Annotated in this window: 11 protein-coding genes, 2 tRNA genes and 1 rRNA gene; 10 read left to right on the forward strand and 4 right to left on the reverse strand. The window is 62.1% G+C overall.

Annotation, left to right across the window (positions count from 1 at the left end; translation table 11 throughout):
* On the forward strand, positions 1-348 hold a 348-nt coding region (locus B5E67_RS12895), incomplete at its 5' end, for an SDR family oxidoreductase (protein WP_143405431.1).
* Between the two features lie 156 nt (positions 349-504).
* Here B5E67_RS12895 and B5E67_RS12900 read toward each other — a convergent pair.
* Together B5E67_RS12900 and B5E67_RS12905 are read right to left on the reverse strand one after the other, a co-directional pair.
* Positions 505-1,890, reverse strand: coding sequence for an amino acid carrier protein (locus B5E67_RS12900; RefSeq protein ID WP_087385613.1), 1,386 nt, complete (start codon positions 1,888-1,890; stop codon positions 505-507).
* Between the two features lie 93 nt (positions 1,891-1,983).
* A complete protein-coding gene (locus B5E67_RS12905; RefSeq protein WP_242956990.1) occupies positions 1,984-2,673 on the reverse strand; it encodes an ECF transporter S component in 690 nt (229 codons plus the stop codon).
* Between the two features lie 148 nt (positions 2,674-2,821).
* Between B5E67_RS12905 and B5E67_RS12910 the strand changes: the two genes are divergently transcribed.
* The 3 genes from B5E67_RS12910 to B5E67_RS12920 all read left to right on the forward strand — a co-directional run bounded on the left by B5E67_RS12910 (position 2,822) and on the right by B5E67_RS12920 (position 5,681).
* Positions 2,822-4,273, forward strand: coding sequence for a PLP-dependent aminotransferase family protein (locus B5E67_RS12910; RefSeq protein WP_087385614.1), 1,452 nt, complete (start codon positions 2,822-2,824; stop codon positions 4,271-4,273).
* A gap of 938 nt (positions 4,274-5,211) precedes the next feature.
* Positions 5,212-5,442, forward strand: coding sequence for a hypothetical protein (locus B5E67_RS12915; protein ID WP_087249762.1), 231 nt, complete (start codon positions 5,212-5,214; stop codon positions 5,440-5,442).
* A gap of 152 nt (positions 5,443-5,594) precedes the next feature.
* A tRNA-Leu gene (locus B5E67_RS12920) sits at positions 5,595-5,681 on the forward strand.
* A 162-nt stretch (positions 5,682-5,843) separates the two neighbouring features.
* On the opposite strand, the gene B5E67_RS12925 is transcribed toward B5E67_RS12920, so the two are convergent.
* The gene (locus tag B5E67_RS12925) at positions 5,844-7,334 is read right to left on the reverse strand and encodes a DUF1846 domain-containing protein (RefSeq protein WP_087246445.1); all 1,491 of its coding nucleotides are present in this window, start codon (positions 7,332-7,334) and stop codon (positions 5,844-5,846) included.
* A gap of 262 nt (positions 7,335-7,596) precedes the next feature.
* On the opposite strand from B5E67_RS12925, the gene rrf reads away from it, so the two are divergent.
* A 5S ribosomal RNA gene (rrf, locus tag B5E67_RS12930) occupies positions 7,597-7,713 on the forward strand.
* A 4-nt stretch (positions 7,714-7,717) separates the two neighbouring features.
* A tRNA-Lys gene (locus tag B5E67_RS12935) sits at positions 7,718-7,793 on the forward strand.
* Between the two features lie 116 nt (positions 7,794-7,909).
* Here B5E67_RS12935 and B5E67_RS12940 read toward each other — a convergent pair.
* Positions 7,910-8,641 (reverse strand): class I SAM-dependent methyltransferase, encoded by a 732-nt coding sequence (locus B5E67_RS12940; RefSeq protein ID WP_087385615.1) that lies wholly within the window; start codon positions 8,639-8,641, stop codon positions 7,910-7,912.
* 409 nt (positions 8,642-9,050) lie between these two features.
* Here B5E67_RS12940 and bilR point away from each other — a divergent pair, with 409 nt between their 5' ends.
* From bilR to murC, 4 genes are all read left to right on the forward strand, one after another.
* Complete coding sequence (bilR, locus tag B5E67_RS12945) at positions 9,051-10,163, forward strand: bilirubin reductase (RefSeq protein WP_087385616.1); 1,113 nt, start codon at positions 9,051-9,053, stop codon at positions 10,161-10,163.
* Complete coding sequence (bilS, locus tag B5E67_RS12950) at positions 10,160-10,648, forward strand: flavodoxin family protein BilS (RefSeq protein ID WP_087385617.1); 489 nt, start codon at positions 10,160-10,162, stop codon at positions 10,646-10,648. Before bilR ends, bilS begins: the two co-directional genes overlap by 4 nt.
* A 200-nt stretch (positions 10,649-10,848) precedes the next feature.
* On the forward strand, positions 10,849-12,045 hold the full coding sequence (gene coaBC, locus B5E67_RS12955; protein ID WP_087385618.1) for a bifunctional phosphopantothenoylcysteine decarboxylase/phosphopantothenate--cysteine ligase CoaBC: 1,197 nt from the start codon (positions 10,849-10,851) through the stop codon (positions 12,043-12,045).
* A gap of 230 nt (positions 12,046-12,275) precedes the next feature.
* Positions 12,276-13,655, forward strand: a complete 1,380-nt coding sequence (gene murC, locus B5E67_RS12960) for a UDP-N-acetylmuramate--L-alanine ligase (protein ID WP_087246440.1) — start codon at positions 12,276-12,278, stop codon at positions 13,653-13,655.
* Position 13,656 lies beyond the last annotated feature (1 nt).

Consider the following 13,656-nt stretch of genomic DNA (forward strand, 5'->3'; position numbering starts at 1 on the left):
GGCCGCGAGACCGTTTCGGCCTACGCAGCAGCCAAGGGCGGCCTGAAGATGCTGACCAAGAACATTGCCTCCGAGTACGGCGCTTACAACATCCAGTGCAACGGCATCGGACCCGGCTACATCGCCACCCCGCAGACTGCGCCCCTGCGTGAGATCCAGCCCGACGGCAGCCGTCATCCCTTCGACCAGTTCATCATCGCCAAGACTCCGGCCGGCCGCTGGGGCGAGGCGGAGGACCTGGGCGGACCCGCTGTCTTCCTGGCTTCGGATGCTTCCAACTTCATCAACGGCCACATCCTGTATGTGGACGGCGGCATCCTGGCCTACATCGGCAAGCAGCCCCAGTAAAAGATTCATACCCCGCTTTGTAAAAGGCCGGGCCCTGGTTTTCAGGGCCCGGCCCTTTTTGCGTTTCTGAATCAATATGACAGCGCCCGCGCAGGCGGGCGCTGGTCTGAAAAGCTTTTTGCCAGGCTTTTTCTCGAAAAAGCCGAAAACCCCCGCTCACCCCCGCGAATGCCTGGATAAATAACCCCGGGTCTCCCGGGCCACTTCCCCCGAAAGACCCATCAGGCCCACCAGGTTGGGCAGCATCATCAGGCCGTTGAAGGTGTCCGACAGACTCCAGGCTGAGCTGAATTCCACATTGGCTCCGGCGGCGATGAGGGCCAGAAAGGCCAGCCGGTAGGCGAACAGCGACCCCGGGCCAAAGAGATAGGACCAGCACTCGGCGCCGTACTGGCTCCACCCCAGCATGGAGGACCAGGCGAACAGCAAGACCGCCCCCGCAATGAAGGCCGGCCCCAGCGCACCGAAGGTGGAGGAAAAAGCCTCTCCGGCCAGGTCGGGGGCAGGGGAGAGGGTGAGCATCTGGCCGGTGCGAAGGTCCACCAGACCCGAGGTGAGCATGGCCAGCGCCGTCATGGTGCAGACCAGGAAAGTGGACACAAAAACCTGAAAAATTCCCCACATGCCCTGCTGGACCGGTTCCCGGGTGGAGGCGGACCCGCTGGCGATGGCGGAGGAACCCAGACCCGCCTCGCTGGAAAAGCTGCCCCGCATAAAACCCCAGCGCACCGCCGCCGCGGCGCCGTAGCCCATGACCCCGCCTCCGGCGGCCTGCAGCCCAAAGGCTCCTTTCAGGATGGCCCCCAGCGCCGCCGGAAGGGCGGATGCGTGGGTGACAATCACCGCCAGCGCGCCCAGCAGGTAAAAAACAGCCATAAAGGGCACCAGCTTTTCGGCGGCGGACGCCACCCCGCGCATCCCGCGCCAGAGAATCAGCCCGGTGACGCCGGCCAGAACCATGCCGGTGACCAGAGGCGGCAGGTGAAAGACGGTTTCCAGGCTGGCGGCGATGGCGTTGGCCTGGCTCAGGTTGCCGATGCCGAAGGAGGCCAGCACGCACAGGAGGGCAAACAGCCCCGCCAGCACCCGGCCCAGAGTTTTGCAGCCGGGCCGGGCCCCCAGGCCCAGCGTCAGGTAATACATGGGCCCGCCGTGCCACAGGCCGTCCTGCTGCTGACGGTACCGCAGGCCCAGCAGGTTTTCGGCGTAGGAGGTCATCATTCCGAAAAAGGCCATGACCCACATCCAGAAAATGGCCCCCGGCCCGCCGCTGATGAGGGCCACCGCCACCCCTACGATGCTTCCGGTGCCGATGGTGGCCCCCAGAGCAGTGCACAGGCTCTGCAGCGGGCTGATGCTGCCCTCGCCCTCCTGGGCCAGCTCGGGCTGGCGGGTCAGGATGGCCCCCAGGGTTTTCCCCAGCCAGAGTTTCAGGTGGACCAGCTGAAACCATCCGGTGCGAAGGGTCAGCCAGAGCCCGGCAGCGGCCAGCAGGCCGACCCCGGCTGGTCCCCACACCAGTTCGTTGACCGCGGTGAGCATTTTTTCACCCCCCAGACAAAAAAGAGGAGCCGTACCTGAGCGGTACAGCTCCTTTTATTTGTATGATGCGCGGGGGAAAGCTATGAGGGCGGATCAGGCGTTTTTGGCCTGATGGAGCCGGCTTTCCTCCTTGGAGGGGTGCTTGGGCAGCAGGCCGGCCCGGTCCAGAGCGGGCTTGACGGCCAGATACAGCAGCACTACGCAGACGGTGGACACCAGGCTGTTCACCAGGGTGACGCCGCCGGCCACAGCGGCCAGCGCCTGGGCGGCGGTGTATTCCTGGCCGAAAATGTAGACGTTGCGGAAGTAGCCCAGCAGGGGGTCGGTGATGACGTTGACCAGCAGGCCCGATGCGGCCGACACCGTCACCCGCACCACATAGGACAGGCGGCGGGTGGTGTCGGCGTTGTCGATGCGGCACAGGCGGTGGGCCACCACGCCGCACACCACGCCGATGATGAATTTCAGCACAAAGGTGGTGATGGCGTAGCCCGGGTCACCGGCCAGAATGTCGGCCAGAGCCAGGCCGATGGCGCCGGCCAGACCGCCCGAGACGCCGTCCATCAGCAGGGCGGCCAGAGCGGTGAAGGTGTTGCCCAGATGGAAGGACGAGCCCCCGTAAAAAGGCACCCGGAAGAACAGATAAGCGGCGAAGCTCAGCGCGGCCATGACGCCGGTGAGAGCCAGCTCGTGCGGGGTAAAGCTGCGCTTGTACAGCGCGCTGGCGAACAGAATCACAATGACGACGACGGCCAGCAAAAGCCACATCGCGGTGGATGACATGACGATCCCTCCCAAAAAAGTTTTACATCCTGGCCCTTGACAACCGGGCCCTGTGCAGGTATGCTCCTATTATAATCAAAACTGGCTCCATGAAAATACCCAGAATACAACTTTTTTGTGGTATCAGTTTGAAGGGGAGGGAATCAGAATGCTGCATTTGACCACAGCTTTGGACCCGGCTTCCCAGGTGCCGCTGTATGAGCAGCTGTACCGGAGCCTGGTGGCCGAGATTCGGGCCGGACAGCTTCCGGCGGGGACCCGGATGCCAGGCAAGCGCAGCCTGGCCGAGGCGCTGTCGGTGTCGGTGAATACGGTGGACGGGGCCTATCAGCTGCTGGCGGCGGAGGGCTATCTGGCCAGCCGGCCCCGCAGTGGCTTTTATGTACAGGAATACCCGTCCCTGCCGGGGGAGAAGAATCCCGGCGGAACGGGCGAGCCGCCGGAGACGGCGGCAAAAACCGGCGAAATCCCCACAGCCGGGCAGCCGGTGCGGTACGATCTGTCCACCAGCGGCGTGGATACCGGGCTGTTTCCATTCCGCACCTGGGCGCGGCTCCAGAAAGAGCTGCTGTATACCTCGCCGGACCTGCTGGCCCGGGGCGACCCCAAGGGGGATGTGCAGCTGCGGCAGGCCCTGACCGAATATCTGGCGGAATACCGGGGGGTGCGCTGCACGCCGGACCAGATTGTGGTGGGCGCGGGCATGGAATACCTTCTCAGCCTGCTGGCGCCTCTGCTGACGGGGCCGGCGGCGGTGGAAAACCCCGGCTATCCCCGGGCCCGCCGGGTGCTGGAAAACAGCGGCCACAGCTGCCGGTTTCTGCCGGTGGATGAAGGGGGACTGTCGGTGACGGATCTGGCGTCCTCCGACGCGGCGGTCTGCTATGTGACCCCCAGCCATCAGTTCCCCACCGGGGTGACCATGCCGGCCCCCCGGCGGGCCGAACTGCTGGGCTGGGCCGCTGCGCGCCCCGGCCAGCGGTATATCATTGAGGACGACTACGACTCGGAATTCCGCTTCGACACCCGGCCCCTGCCCAGCCTGCAGGGGATGGCGGGGGCGGACGGCCCGGTGATTTATCTCTCCACGGTGGCCCGCAGCCTGGCTCCCGGCATCCGTATCGCCTATATGGTGCTGCCCCAGCATCTGCTACCGGCCTGGGAAAAGCGCTACGCCCTCTATTCGGGCACCGTCAGCCGGTTTGAGCAGCAGACGCTGGCCCGGTTCATTGGGGAGGGCTATTTCACCCGCCATCTGGCCCGCAGCCGGGTGGCCTATAAGGCCCGGCGCAACGCCCTGGCCCAGGCCCTTGCCGAGGCGTTTGGCCCGGCGGTGCGGCTGTCGGGGCTCCATACCGGGCTTCACCTGCTGGCCCAGTTTACCGGGCCGGTTCCGCCGGATACGGTGCTGGCCGAGGCCGCCCGGCAGGCCGGCATCCGGCTGGCAGCCCTCAGCAGCTATTACATGGCGGATTCTTCTTCCTGTCCCTCCGGCACGCTGGTGCTGGGGTATGGCGCGCTGGAGGACGGACTCTGTTCCTCGCTGGCCGAGACATTGAAGAAGGCCTGTACAGCGGCCTGGGAGGTGTCGTCCAGATGATACAGGCCGGTGCGGCGGTCCAGCTCCCCCGGCAGGGCGCTGCTGGCCACCTCGGCCTGGTTGTTGGCCAGCAGTTCCAGCGTGTCCTCCAGGGTCAGCAGGTCCCCGGCGGTCAGATCGGTGAGAAGGGAACCGCTGGACTGGCGCAGGGCTTCGGGCAGGGAAGCCGGCAGGACGTCCAGGTTCTGGCGGAAAAAGGCATCCCAGACGGCGGCCCGGGCTCCGGCCACCGTTTCGGGGGCCAGCGTCTGGGACAGTTCGGTGAGGAAGGCGTGGGCGGCAGCGGCGCTCCAGTCGCCGACGCCGGCCTGCTCAAAGCGTTCCAGCTCGCTGGCAGTCAGAGCGCCCGAAAATCCCACCCGCAGATTGCCGTAGCTGTCGCAGAGGGAGACGAGGGTGTCGGTGGTGGCGGCCAGATAGTGGGCGTCCTCCGGCAGGTCCAGCACCTCCCGCAGGCCCTGCAGACAGCGGGCGGGCCCGGCGGCATTGTAGCAGGCGGCCAGAGTGGCCTCCCCATCGCTGAAGGGGACGGCCAGCTGGCCCGGAACTGCCATCAGATGGATGCAGTTCTGGTCTGCATTCAGATAGAGAAGAAGAAAGGCCGGGTCCTCCCCGGCGACACAGGTTAAAAGGGTCAGGTGGTTTTCCTCCCGGGGCAGCAGCACCGGCACGCCGCTCTGGCTTTCGGATGCCCGGACCCGCTGGGCGGACTGGTACTGTGCAAAGAGGATTGTGGCCGCCACCAGCGGCAGCAGGACCAGCAGGGTGACCCACAGCGAGGTCCAGAAACTTTTCCAGCCTTTGGTTTCCATTGAGGCAGCCTCCTTGGAATGGATTGGGATGATGCCGGCCCGCAGGGGCCGGTGCAGATTGCGTATAAAGTATACACCGGGCGGGCAGACTGTATGCAGTCCAACCCACAAGGAGGTTTCAAAAGCATGAGCGATTCCATCGACCGTTCCGTCCCGGATCAGGACAAGATGATGAGCCTGCCGGAGCCGGAGGATTTCTGGCTGGAGCTGGGCCCCGCCAGCGCATATTATGGCACCGACGCCTACGACACCGCTCTGCGGGAAGGGGATGCGTCCCCCGACGCCAAACGTCTTGGCTGGACCGGTGCAGAGCCGGGCAAGGGCAGCCTGGACGACGTCCCGCCCGAGGACCGGTAACTGATTTTGCGCGTATTCCTGCGGCCTCCGCCTGCCCGGCGGAGGCTTTTTTGGCAAAAATAAAAATCCTTGAAAAAAGTACTTGACAATCCCGCTGGTTGTGGTATAATAACTCACGTCCTCAGCCGGACGGCCGGACAAAAACAAAATAAGCGGATATGGCGGAATTGGCAGACGCGTTAGATTCAGGTTCTAATCGGGGCAACTCGGTGGAGGTTCAAGTCCTCTTATCCGCACCAAGGCGATCTCAGAAATGAGATCGCCTTTTGTTTTGCCTGCGGGCATTTGCCGCCGCACAAGAAGATAAAAACCGCCGGACACAGGGGCAGGCGCCCTTTGTGCTCGGCGGTTTTCATTTTATAGGAATCCCGGCGGAACTGCCGGCAAAACATTGATTGGGATCAGATCTTGTGGTACTTGCGGTCCTCTTCTTCGTAGATGGGGTCGCAGGTGACATACATGCCCAGACGGTTGAGGGTCTCGCTGTCCACGCGGGAGAGGATGACCGTCGAGTGCATGTCGCAGCCCTTAAGGTTGGGCAGCTGGTTCAGAGCGGCCTCGGCGTATTTGTTCTCCAGGATGGAGCTGGACAGGGCGATCAGAATCTCGTCGGTGTGGAGGCGGGGATTCTTGCTGCCGAAATAGGTGGTCTTGAGCTTCTGGATCGGCTCAATGGCCCGGGCCGACACCAGTTCGATTTCCTGGTCGATGCCCGCCAGCTTTTTCAGGGCGTTGAGCAGGGCCGAGGAAGCGGCGCCCAGCAGGGGACCGGTCTTGCCGGTGACGATGGAGCCGTCCGGCAGCTCGATGGCGGCGGCGGGCAGGCCGCCGGTCTTTTCGGAGCGGGCGTGGGCCATCTTTTCCACGGCCCGGCTGCCCACCGTCAGACCTGCCTGGTTGACCAGCAGCTCCAGCTTGAAGCGGTCGTCCTTGGCGGTGCCGCCCACTTTCTGGTCGCACAGGCACTTCATGTAGCGGCGCAGAATCTCCTTCAGAGAGGCCTCGCGGCAGACTTCATCGTCAATGATGCAGTTGCCGGCCATGTTGACGCCCATGTCGGTGGGGGAGCGGTAGGGGCTCTTGCCGGCGATCAGGTCGAACATGGCGTTCAGCACCGGGAAGATCTCGATGTCGCGGTTGTAGTTGACCGCCGTCTCCCCGTAGGCCTCCAGATGGAAGGGGTCGATCATGTTGACGTCGTTCAGGTCGGCGGTGGCGGCCTCATAGGCCAGGTTCACCGGGTGCTTCAGGGGCAGGTTCCAGATGGGGAAGGTCTCAAACTTGGCGTAGCCGGCCTTCACGCCGCGCTTGTATTCATGGTACAGCTGGGACAGACAGACCGCCATTTTTCCGCTGCCGGGGCCGGGGGCGGTGACCACCACCAGGGGCCGCTCGGTCTCGATGTAGTCGTTTTTGCCGTAGCCCTCGTCGCTGACGATCCGCGCCACATCGCCGGGGTAACCTGCAATCTTGTAGTGGCGGAAGGTGCGGATGCCCAGGCTGTTGAGCTTTTTCTCAAAGGCTTCCACTTCCGGCTCGGGGGTGTACATGGTCACGCAGACGCTGCCCACAAACAGCCCCACGCCCTGGAAGGCGTCGATCAGGCGCAGCACGTCCATGTCGTAGGTGATGCCGTAGTCGCCGCGGATCTTGTTGTTGATGATGTCTTCTGCGCTGATGACCACGATGATCTCGGCCTGATCCTTCAGCTGCAGCAGCATCTGGAGCTTGGAGTCGGGCTGGAAACCGGGCAGCACGCGGGAAGCATGGTAATCGTCGAACAATTTGCCGCCGAATTCCATATACAGCTTGTTGTCGAACTGGGCGATCCGGTCCCGGATATGCGCCGACTGCATGGCAAGGTACTTGTTGTTGTCAAATCCTATGTTCATCTGCGTCCCACTTTCCTCTAAAAATTCCATGCGGGCAGGCCCGGCCGGACTTGCCCGCGGTTAAAATGCACACTAAATTCAGTATACCACACTCAAAACCGCGGTGCAATTCCACTTTTTGATTCAAGGGCCGATCCTGCGCCCGGACGGCAGAGAATCCTGAAAGGCTCTTTTGGGATTTTTTGTTTAAAAAGTGGGAATTTTTGTCCGGAGGGGTCTGGACAAATCCAAATAAATGTGCTATAACAATCTAGTAAACATAGCCGGTGTCGATGACGGTGAGGTCCCACCTGTTCCCATTCCGAACACAGAAGTTAAGCTCACTTGTGCCGAAGATAGTTGGCTGGAAACGGCCTGTGAAAATAGGTAGATGCCGGCATTATGCACCTCTAGCTCAGTTGGTAGAGCAACTGACTCTTAATCAGTGGGCCCAGGGTTCGAGTCCCTGGAGGTGCACCACAAAAAGCACACAGCAAGGACGGAACGTCCGGGCTGTGTGCTTTCTTTTTTGCCTTTGCGCCGAATCGGACTACTTTTTGACTGCCTTTGGATTCAGGCGGGTGGAAAAACGGGGCTTATTTCCGGACGGCGGCCACCAGCAGCATCATGGGCCGCCGCATTTCGTCTTTCATGCCCTCCAGATGCAGCATTTCCGCAGGGGGCTGGGGCTCCACAACATGCTGCAGCTCAAAGCCGTTGATCAGCAGGGTGTTCAGGTAGGTGGTCAGAGTCCGGTGGTACTTGATGACCTTTTCCCCCAGAAAAACCGCCTCCCGGCGGCCTTCATAGTAATAGTTGTCCACCGGAAAATGAAGGATCTTTCCGTTTTGGTCGTAGTACCAGTCCTGGGTGCCGTAGGCGGTGAACACCGGGTGTTCCACCGAAAAGACAAAATGGCCGCCGGGCCGGACCCATTGGGCAATCCGGGCCGCCAGGGTCCCAAAATCCTGTACATAGTGGAAGGCCAGAGAGCTCAAAACCACGTCGAAGCTCTCGTCGGGAAAGTCCAGGTCCTCCATGGCGATGCGCTGGTACTGGATCTGCGGGGCGGAGTTGATTTCCCGGGCCTTTTGAAGCATTTTCTCGGAAATGTCCGTGCCCAGCACCGAGGAGGCCTGATGGTCGGCGGCGTACTTGCAATGCCAGCCGTAACCGCACCCCAGGTCCAGAACCCGCTGCCCCGCAAAAGCGGGAAGCATCTTCTGCAGCTCGGACCATTCGCCGGCCCCCTGCAGGCCCTTCTGGGACCGCAGCATCTGGCTGTATTTCTGGAAAAAGACGTCGTTGTCGTATTTGTTTTCTTTCATGTTCGGGTCCTCCCATGTAAATATCGCAAGTGTTTCTGTGATGATTTACATGGGTTTATGCAATTTTTTGGGAGATGATGCCGCCGCGCATGGCGATGCCCCCTTTCCGGATGGCGCGTTCGTTATAAATATAAGAGGGGATCGCCCGGCCCGCGGGCAGGCTGACCCTCGAAAAAGCAGCGGGGAACCGGGCGCACATCAAGCGGCCCGGGGAGCCTGGCGGCAGGAAATATCCCTGCACTGCCCCAGAATACCACAACCCAAGGCAAATTTCCATAGACCGCGGGGGAGAGAAGGCTGCCTCAAAATTTTCACGATTGAATACTTGACTTTGTCAAGCTATGCTGCTATACTTGACTAGGTCAAGAGAAAAGACCCTTGCAATCCACTTCAGAAAGAAGATCCTGCTATGTATGAAGCCATCACCAGCCCCCTGAATTACGGCGGGCTTGTTTTAAAGAACCGGATTATTTTTGCCCCCACCAGCATGGGCCTGCCCATGGAGGAACAGATGGCCTACCTACGCCGCCTGGCCGCCGGCGGCTGCGCCATGATTATCATTGGGGATGTGCCGGTGCTGCCCGGCAAATTCGGGCCGTCCCTGTATTCCCAAAAGGGCTTTGCCTATTACAAGGCCATGGTGGATGCCATCCACAGCGAGGGCTGCCGGATCTGCGCCCAGCTGCATCAGTCCGATTCCAACCTGAAAGGGATGCTCAAGTACATCCCCGGCGTGCTGACCAAGAAAATCTCGATGGAGGAGCTGCGCCCCCTTCTGAACCAGCAGGTGGGGCCCTACATCACCGGCCTGCCGGTGGAGAAGATTCACCGGATCACCGAGGCCTTCGGCACCGCCGCCGAAAAGGCGGTGGAGGCCGGCTTTGATATGGTCCAGGTCCACGGGGACCGGATGTGCGGCAGTTTCAGCTCCTCGGTGTTCAATCACCGCACCGATGCCTACGGCGGCAGCCCCGAAAACCGGGCCCGCTTTGCGGTGGAGGCAGTGTCCGCCATCCGCCGCCGTCTGCCCCAGCTGCCCATCGACTACAAGCTGGCGGTACGGCAGGAGAACCCCCACTACGGCAACGCCGGCGTGCTGGAGGAAGAGCTCCCCGTCTTTGTGCCCCTGCTGGAACAGGCGGGAGTCACCAGCTTCCATGTGACCCTGGCCAACCACGGGGAACTGAGCGACACCATCCCGCCCCGGAATCACCCGGTCTTTGGGGATGAGGGCTGCTTCTTGAAGTTCTGCGACCAGGTGCGGGCCCTGAGCCAGCTGCCCATCTGCGGGGTGGGCGGCCTGGGTGACCCCGACTTTGTGGAGGAACAGCTGCAGTCCGGCCGGATCGACTGTGCGGCCATGAGCCGCCAGCTGATTGCCGACCCCGAATGGCCCAGAAAGGTACAGGAAGGCCGCGCCGGTGAGATTCACCGCTGCGTCCGCTGCAATAAAGAGTGCCTGGGCGGGATGATGGCCCACCGCGGCGTCCACTGCATCTATGAAAGGAAGGAAACCAAATGAGCTACGCAATCGTTTACAGCAGCCGGACCGGAAATACCGCCCTGCTGGCCCAGGCCATCCGGGACGCTCTGCCCCCGGAAGAATGTGTTTACTTCGGTGCGCCCGCCCCGGAGGCCCTGGCCGCCGACGTGGTGTATGCGGGGTTCTGGACCGATAAGGGCACCTGTGACCAGCCGCTGAAGGAGTTCCTGCAGGGGCTGACCGGTCAGAAGGTGTTCCTGTTCGGCACCGCCGGCTTTGGCGGGTCTCCGGCCTATTTCGACCAGATTCTGGCCCGGGTGAAGGAAAACCTGGCCCCCGGCGTCCAGGTCCTGGGCAGCTATATGTGTCAGGGCAAAATGCCCCAGGCGGTCCGCGACCGCTACCTGCAGATGGAGGACAGCCCCCGGCGGGCCATGATGCTGGCCAACTTTGACCAGGCTGCCAGCCATCCCGACGCCGCAGACCTGGCCCGGCTCAAGGCCGCTGCGGCAGAAACCATCTAACCAGGCGATTCCCGGGACGGCCTGCGCGCCATCAAGGGCCGTCCGTTTACCCCCCGAAAAGTGCTCCCGCGATTTGACAGGCCGCGGGGGCGCTTTTTTGCGTTTGGAAGCAGGACGGGCAGCCTGCGCTTGTCATCCTGGCCGGATTGGTTTATACTGTCTATAGCACAGCAATCACTGAAACAGGGAGGGCATTCCTTATGGATCTGCAAGGCAAGTGTGTCCTGTTGGGGATCACCGGCGGCATCGCCGCCTATAAGATGGCCAATGTGGCCAGCGCGCTGAAAAAGCGGGGGGCCGATGTGGAGGTCATCATGACCCGCAACGCCACCCAGTTCATCACACCCCTGACCTTTGAGACTCTGACCGGCCACAAGTGTATCGTGGATACCTTTGACCGCGACTTTCAATTTGACGTCACTCATATTTCGCTGGCCAAAAAGGCGGACGTGATTCTGGTGGCCCCTGCCACCGCCAACGTCATCGCCAAGATGGCCCACGGCATCGCCGACGATATGCTGACCACCACCGTCCTGGCGGCCGGCTGCCCCAAACTGGTCTCTCCGGCCATGAACACCGGCATGCTGGAAAACCCCATCACCCAGGACAACATCCGCACCCTGGAGCGGTACGGATTCACCATCATTCCGTCCGAGAGCGGGGTCCTGGCCTGCCATGACGTGGGCAAGGGCCGCCTGCCCGCCGACGCCGTCCTGCTGGACTATGTGGAGCAGGCCCTCACCCCCAAGGACCTGGCGGGCCTGCGGGTGACCGTCACCGCCGGCCCCACCCAGGAGGCCATTGACCCGGTCCGGTTCCTGACCAACCACTCCACCGGCAAAATGGGCTATGCGGTGGCCCGGGCTGCCGCCCTGCGGGGCGCCAGCGTCACCCTGATCCATGGCCCCACCGCCCTGGAGCCGGTGCGCTTCACGGAAGATGTGGCCATTACCTCGGCACAGGATATGTACGAGGCCGTCACCAGCCGCTTTGAACAGACCGATATTCTGGTGATGGCGGCGGCGGTGGCCGATTACCGGCCCGCCACCGTGGCCGCCGACAAGGTCAAAAAGTCGGACGGGGATATGAGCATCCCTCTGGTGCGCACCGCCGACATTCTGGGCACCATCGGCCCCCGCAAAACCCATCAGTTCCTCTGCGGCTTCTCGATGGAAACCCGGGACATGGTGGCCCACTCGGCCGAAAAGCTCCAGCGGAAAAATCTGGACATGATCGTGGCCAACAATCTCAAGGACCCGGGAGCGGGCTTTGGGGTGGACACCAACCTGGTCACTTTCCTGACACCGGACGGCGGCGTGCGGCAGCTGCCCCTGATGAGCAAGGACGCGGTGGCCGGGGCCATTCTGGACGAAATTATGGCCCGGAAGGGCCGCTGAACAGCCCCTGCAGCCGATTGGGCCGGCGGTCTGCTCTTGTAGTATCCTACAAAAAAGAGAAGTGATTTCCGGCTTTTTCTCAAAAATGAAGGGGAACTGTTTATTTCGTCTGCTAAAAATACTATAATAATCAGTAGCAATGCACCATTGTGTCCTGCGGGAGCCATCGGGCCCGGTCCAGGACTTCTTCCGGCCGGACGGGCCGCGGATATAGGGAGGTAACGCGTTTTATGAACATGTTCAGCAATTATGACCAGCGCCTGCTGGATCATGTCAAAAAGATTCATTTTATCGGCTGCGGCGGCAGCGGCATGTACCCGCTGATCCAGATTCTGGCAGCCAAGGGGTATGAAATTTCGGGCAGCGACGTGCTGGACGGCAGCATCATCCGCTCCGAGCGGGAAATGGGCATCAAGGTGACCCTGCACCACGACGCCGACAACATCGTCGGCGCCGATCTGGTGGTGTATTCGGCCGCCATCCCCAAGGACAATGTGGAGCTGGCCGCCGCCGAGAGCTACGGCATCCCCACGGTGGAGCGCAGCGTCCTGCTGGGCTATGTGAGCCGCCTGTACAAGAACAGCATCTGTGTCTCGGGCACCCACGGCAAGACCACCACCACCGCCATGATCACCACCGCCCTGGAACTGGCAGGCCGGGACCCCAGCGCCGTCATCGGCGGCAAGCTGCCCCTGATCGGCGGCTACGGCAAGGCCGGCAAGGGTGACGACATTGTGGTGGAGGCCTGCGAGTACGCCGAGACCTTCCTCAAGCTGACCCCCTACCTGTCGGTGGTGCTGAACATTGACAACGACCATCTGGACTACTACGGCAGCATGGGCGAGCTGAAGTTTGCCTTCAAGCGCTTCTCCCTCATGACCCAGTTTATGATTTTCGCCAACGCCGACGACAAGAACACCATGGATGTTATGTACACCATCCAGCGCCGTGTCCGCACCTTCGGCATCAAGAACAGCGGCGACTATCAGGCCATCAACATCACCGAGTACCGCCCCGGCTTCTATGAGTTCGACCTGAAGTCCTGGGACCATGCCACCGGCCACATCAAGCTGGCGGTGCCCGGCTACCACAACATCTACAACGCTCTGGCCATGTGCGCCGTCTGCCTGTCCATGGGCCTGACCGTGGAGCAGTGCGCCGATGCCCTGGCCTCCTTCAAGGGCGCCTGCCGCCGCTTTGAGGTGTACGGCGAGTGCAACGGCGCTGTGGTGGTGGACGACTATGCCCATCATCCCACCGAAATGCGGGCTACCCTCACCACCGCCAAGGAACTGGGCTACAAGCGCCTAATCGCCGTCCATCAGCCGTTTACATACAGCCGCACCAAAATGCTGCTGAATGATTTTGTAGACGTGCTGAAGCTGGCCGACGTCACCGTTCTGACCCCGATTCTGGGCAGCCGTGAGCCCAACGACCCCTCCATCAACAGCGCCAAGCTGGCGGCCAAGATCCCCGGGGCCGTGGTGGTAGACAGCCTGGATGCGGCCGCCCAGTGGGTCAAGGAAAACGCCCGGGAGGGCGACCTGGTCATCACCCTGGGCTGCGGCGATATCTACAAGGCTGCCCGGATGATGGTGCAGGAGGGCTGAA

Source organism: Faecalibacterium sp. An122, assembly GCF_002160895.1.
Taxonomy (GTDB): domain Bacteria; phylum Bacillota; class Clostridia; order Oscillospirales; family Ruminococcaceae; genus Faecalibacterium.

Coding starts and splice junctions, on each gene's coding strand:
- bilS (WP_087385617.1), top strand. CDS start 10,160: ATGAGCTACGCAATCGTTTACAGCAGCCGGACCGGAAATACCGCCCTG.
- B5E67_RS12910 (WP_087385614.1), top strand. CDS start 2,822: ATGCTGCATTTGACCACAGCTTTGGACCCGGCTTCCCAGGTGCCGCTG.
- B5E67_RS12905 (WP_242956990.1), bottom strand. CDS start 2,673: ATGTCATCCACCGCGATGTGGCTTTTGCTGGCCGTCGTCGTCATTGTG.
- murC (WP_087246440.1), top strand. CDS start 12,276: ATGAACATGTTCAGCAATTATGACCAGCGCCTGCTGGATCATGTCAAA.
- B5E67_RS12900 (WP_087385613.1), bottom strand. CDS start 1,890: ATGCTCACCGCGGTCAACGAACTGGTGTGGGGACCAGCCGGGGTCGGC.
- bilR (WP_087385616.1), top strand. CDS start 9,051: ATGTATGAAGCCATCACCAGCCCCCTGAATTACGGCGGGCTTGTTTTA.
- B5E67_RS12915 (WP_087249762.1), top strand. CDS start 5,212: ATGAGCGATTCCATCGACCGTTCCGTCCCGGATCAGGACAAGATGATG.
- B5E67_RS12925 (WP_087246445.1), bottom strand. CDS start 7,334: ATGAACATAGGATTTGACAACAACAAGTACCTTGCCATGCAGTCGGCG.
- B5E67_RS12940 (WP_087385615.1), bottom strand. CDS start 8,641: ATGAAAGAAAACAAATACGACAACGACGTCTTTTTCCAGAAATACAGC.
- coaBC (WP_087385618.1), top strand. CDS start 10,849: ATGGATCTGCAAGGCAAGTGTGTCCTGTTGGGGATCACCGGCGGCATC.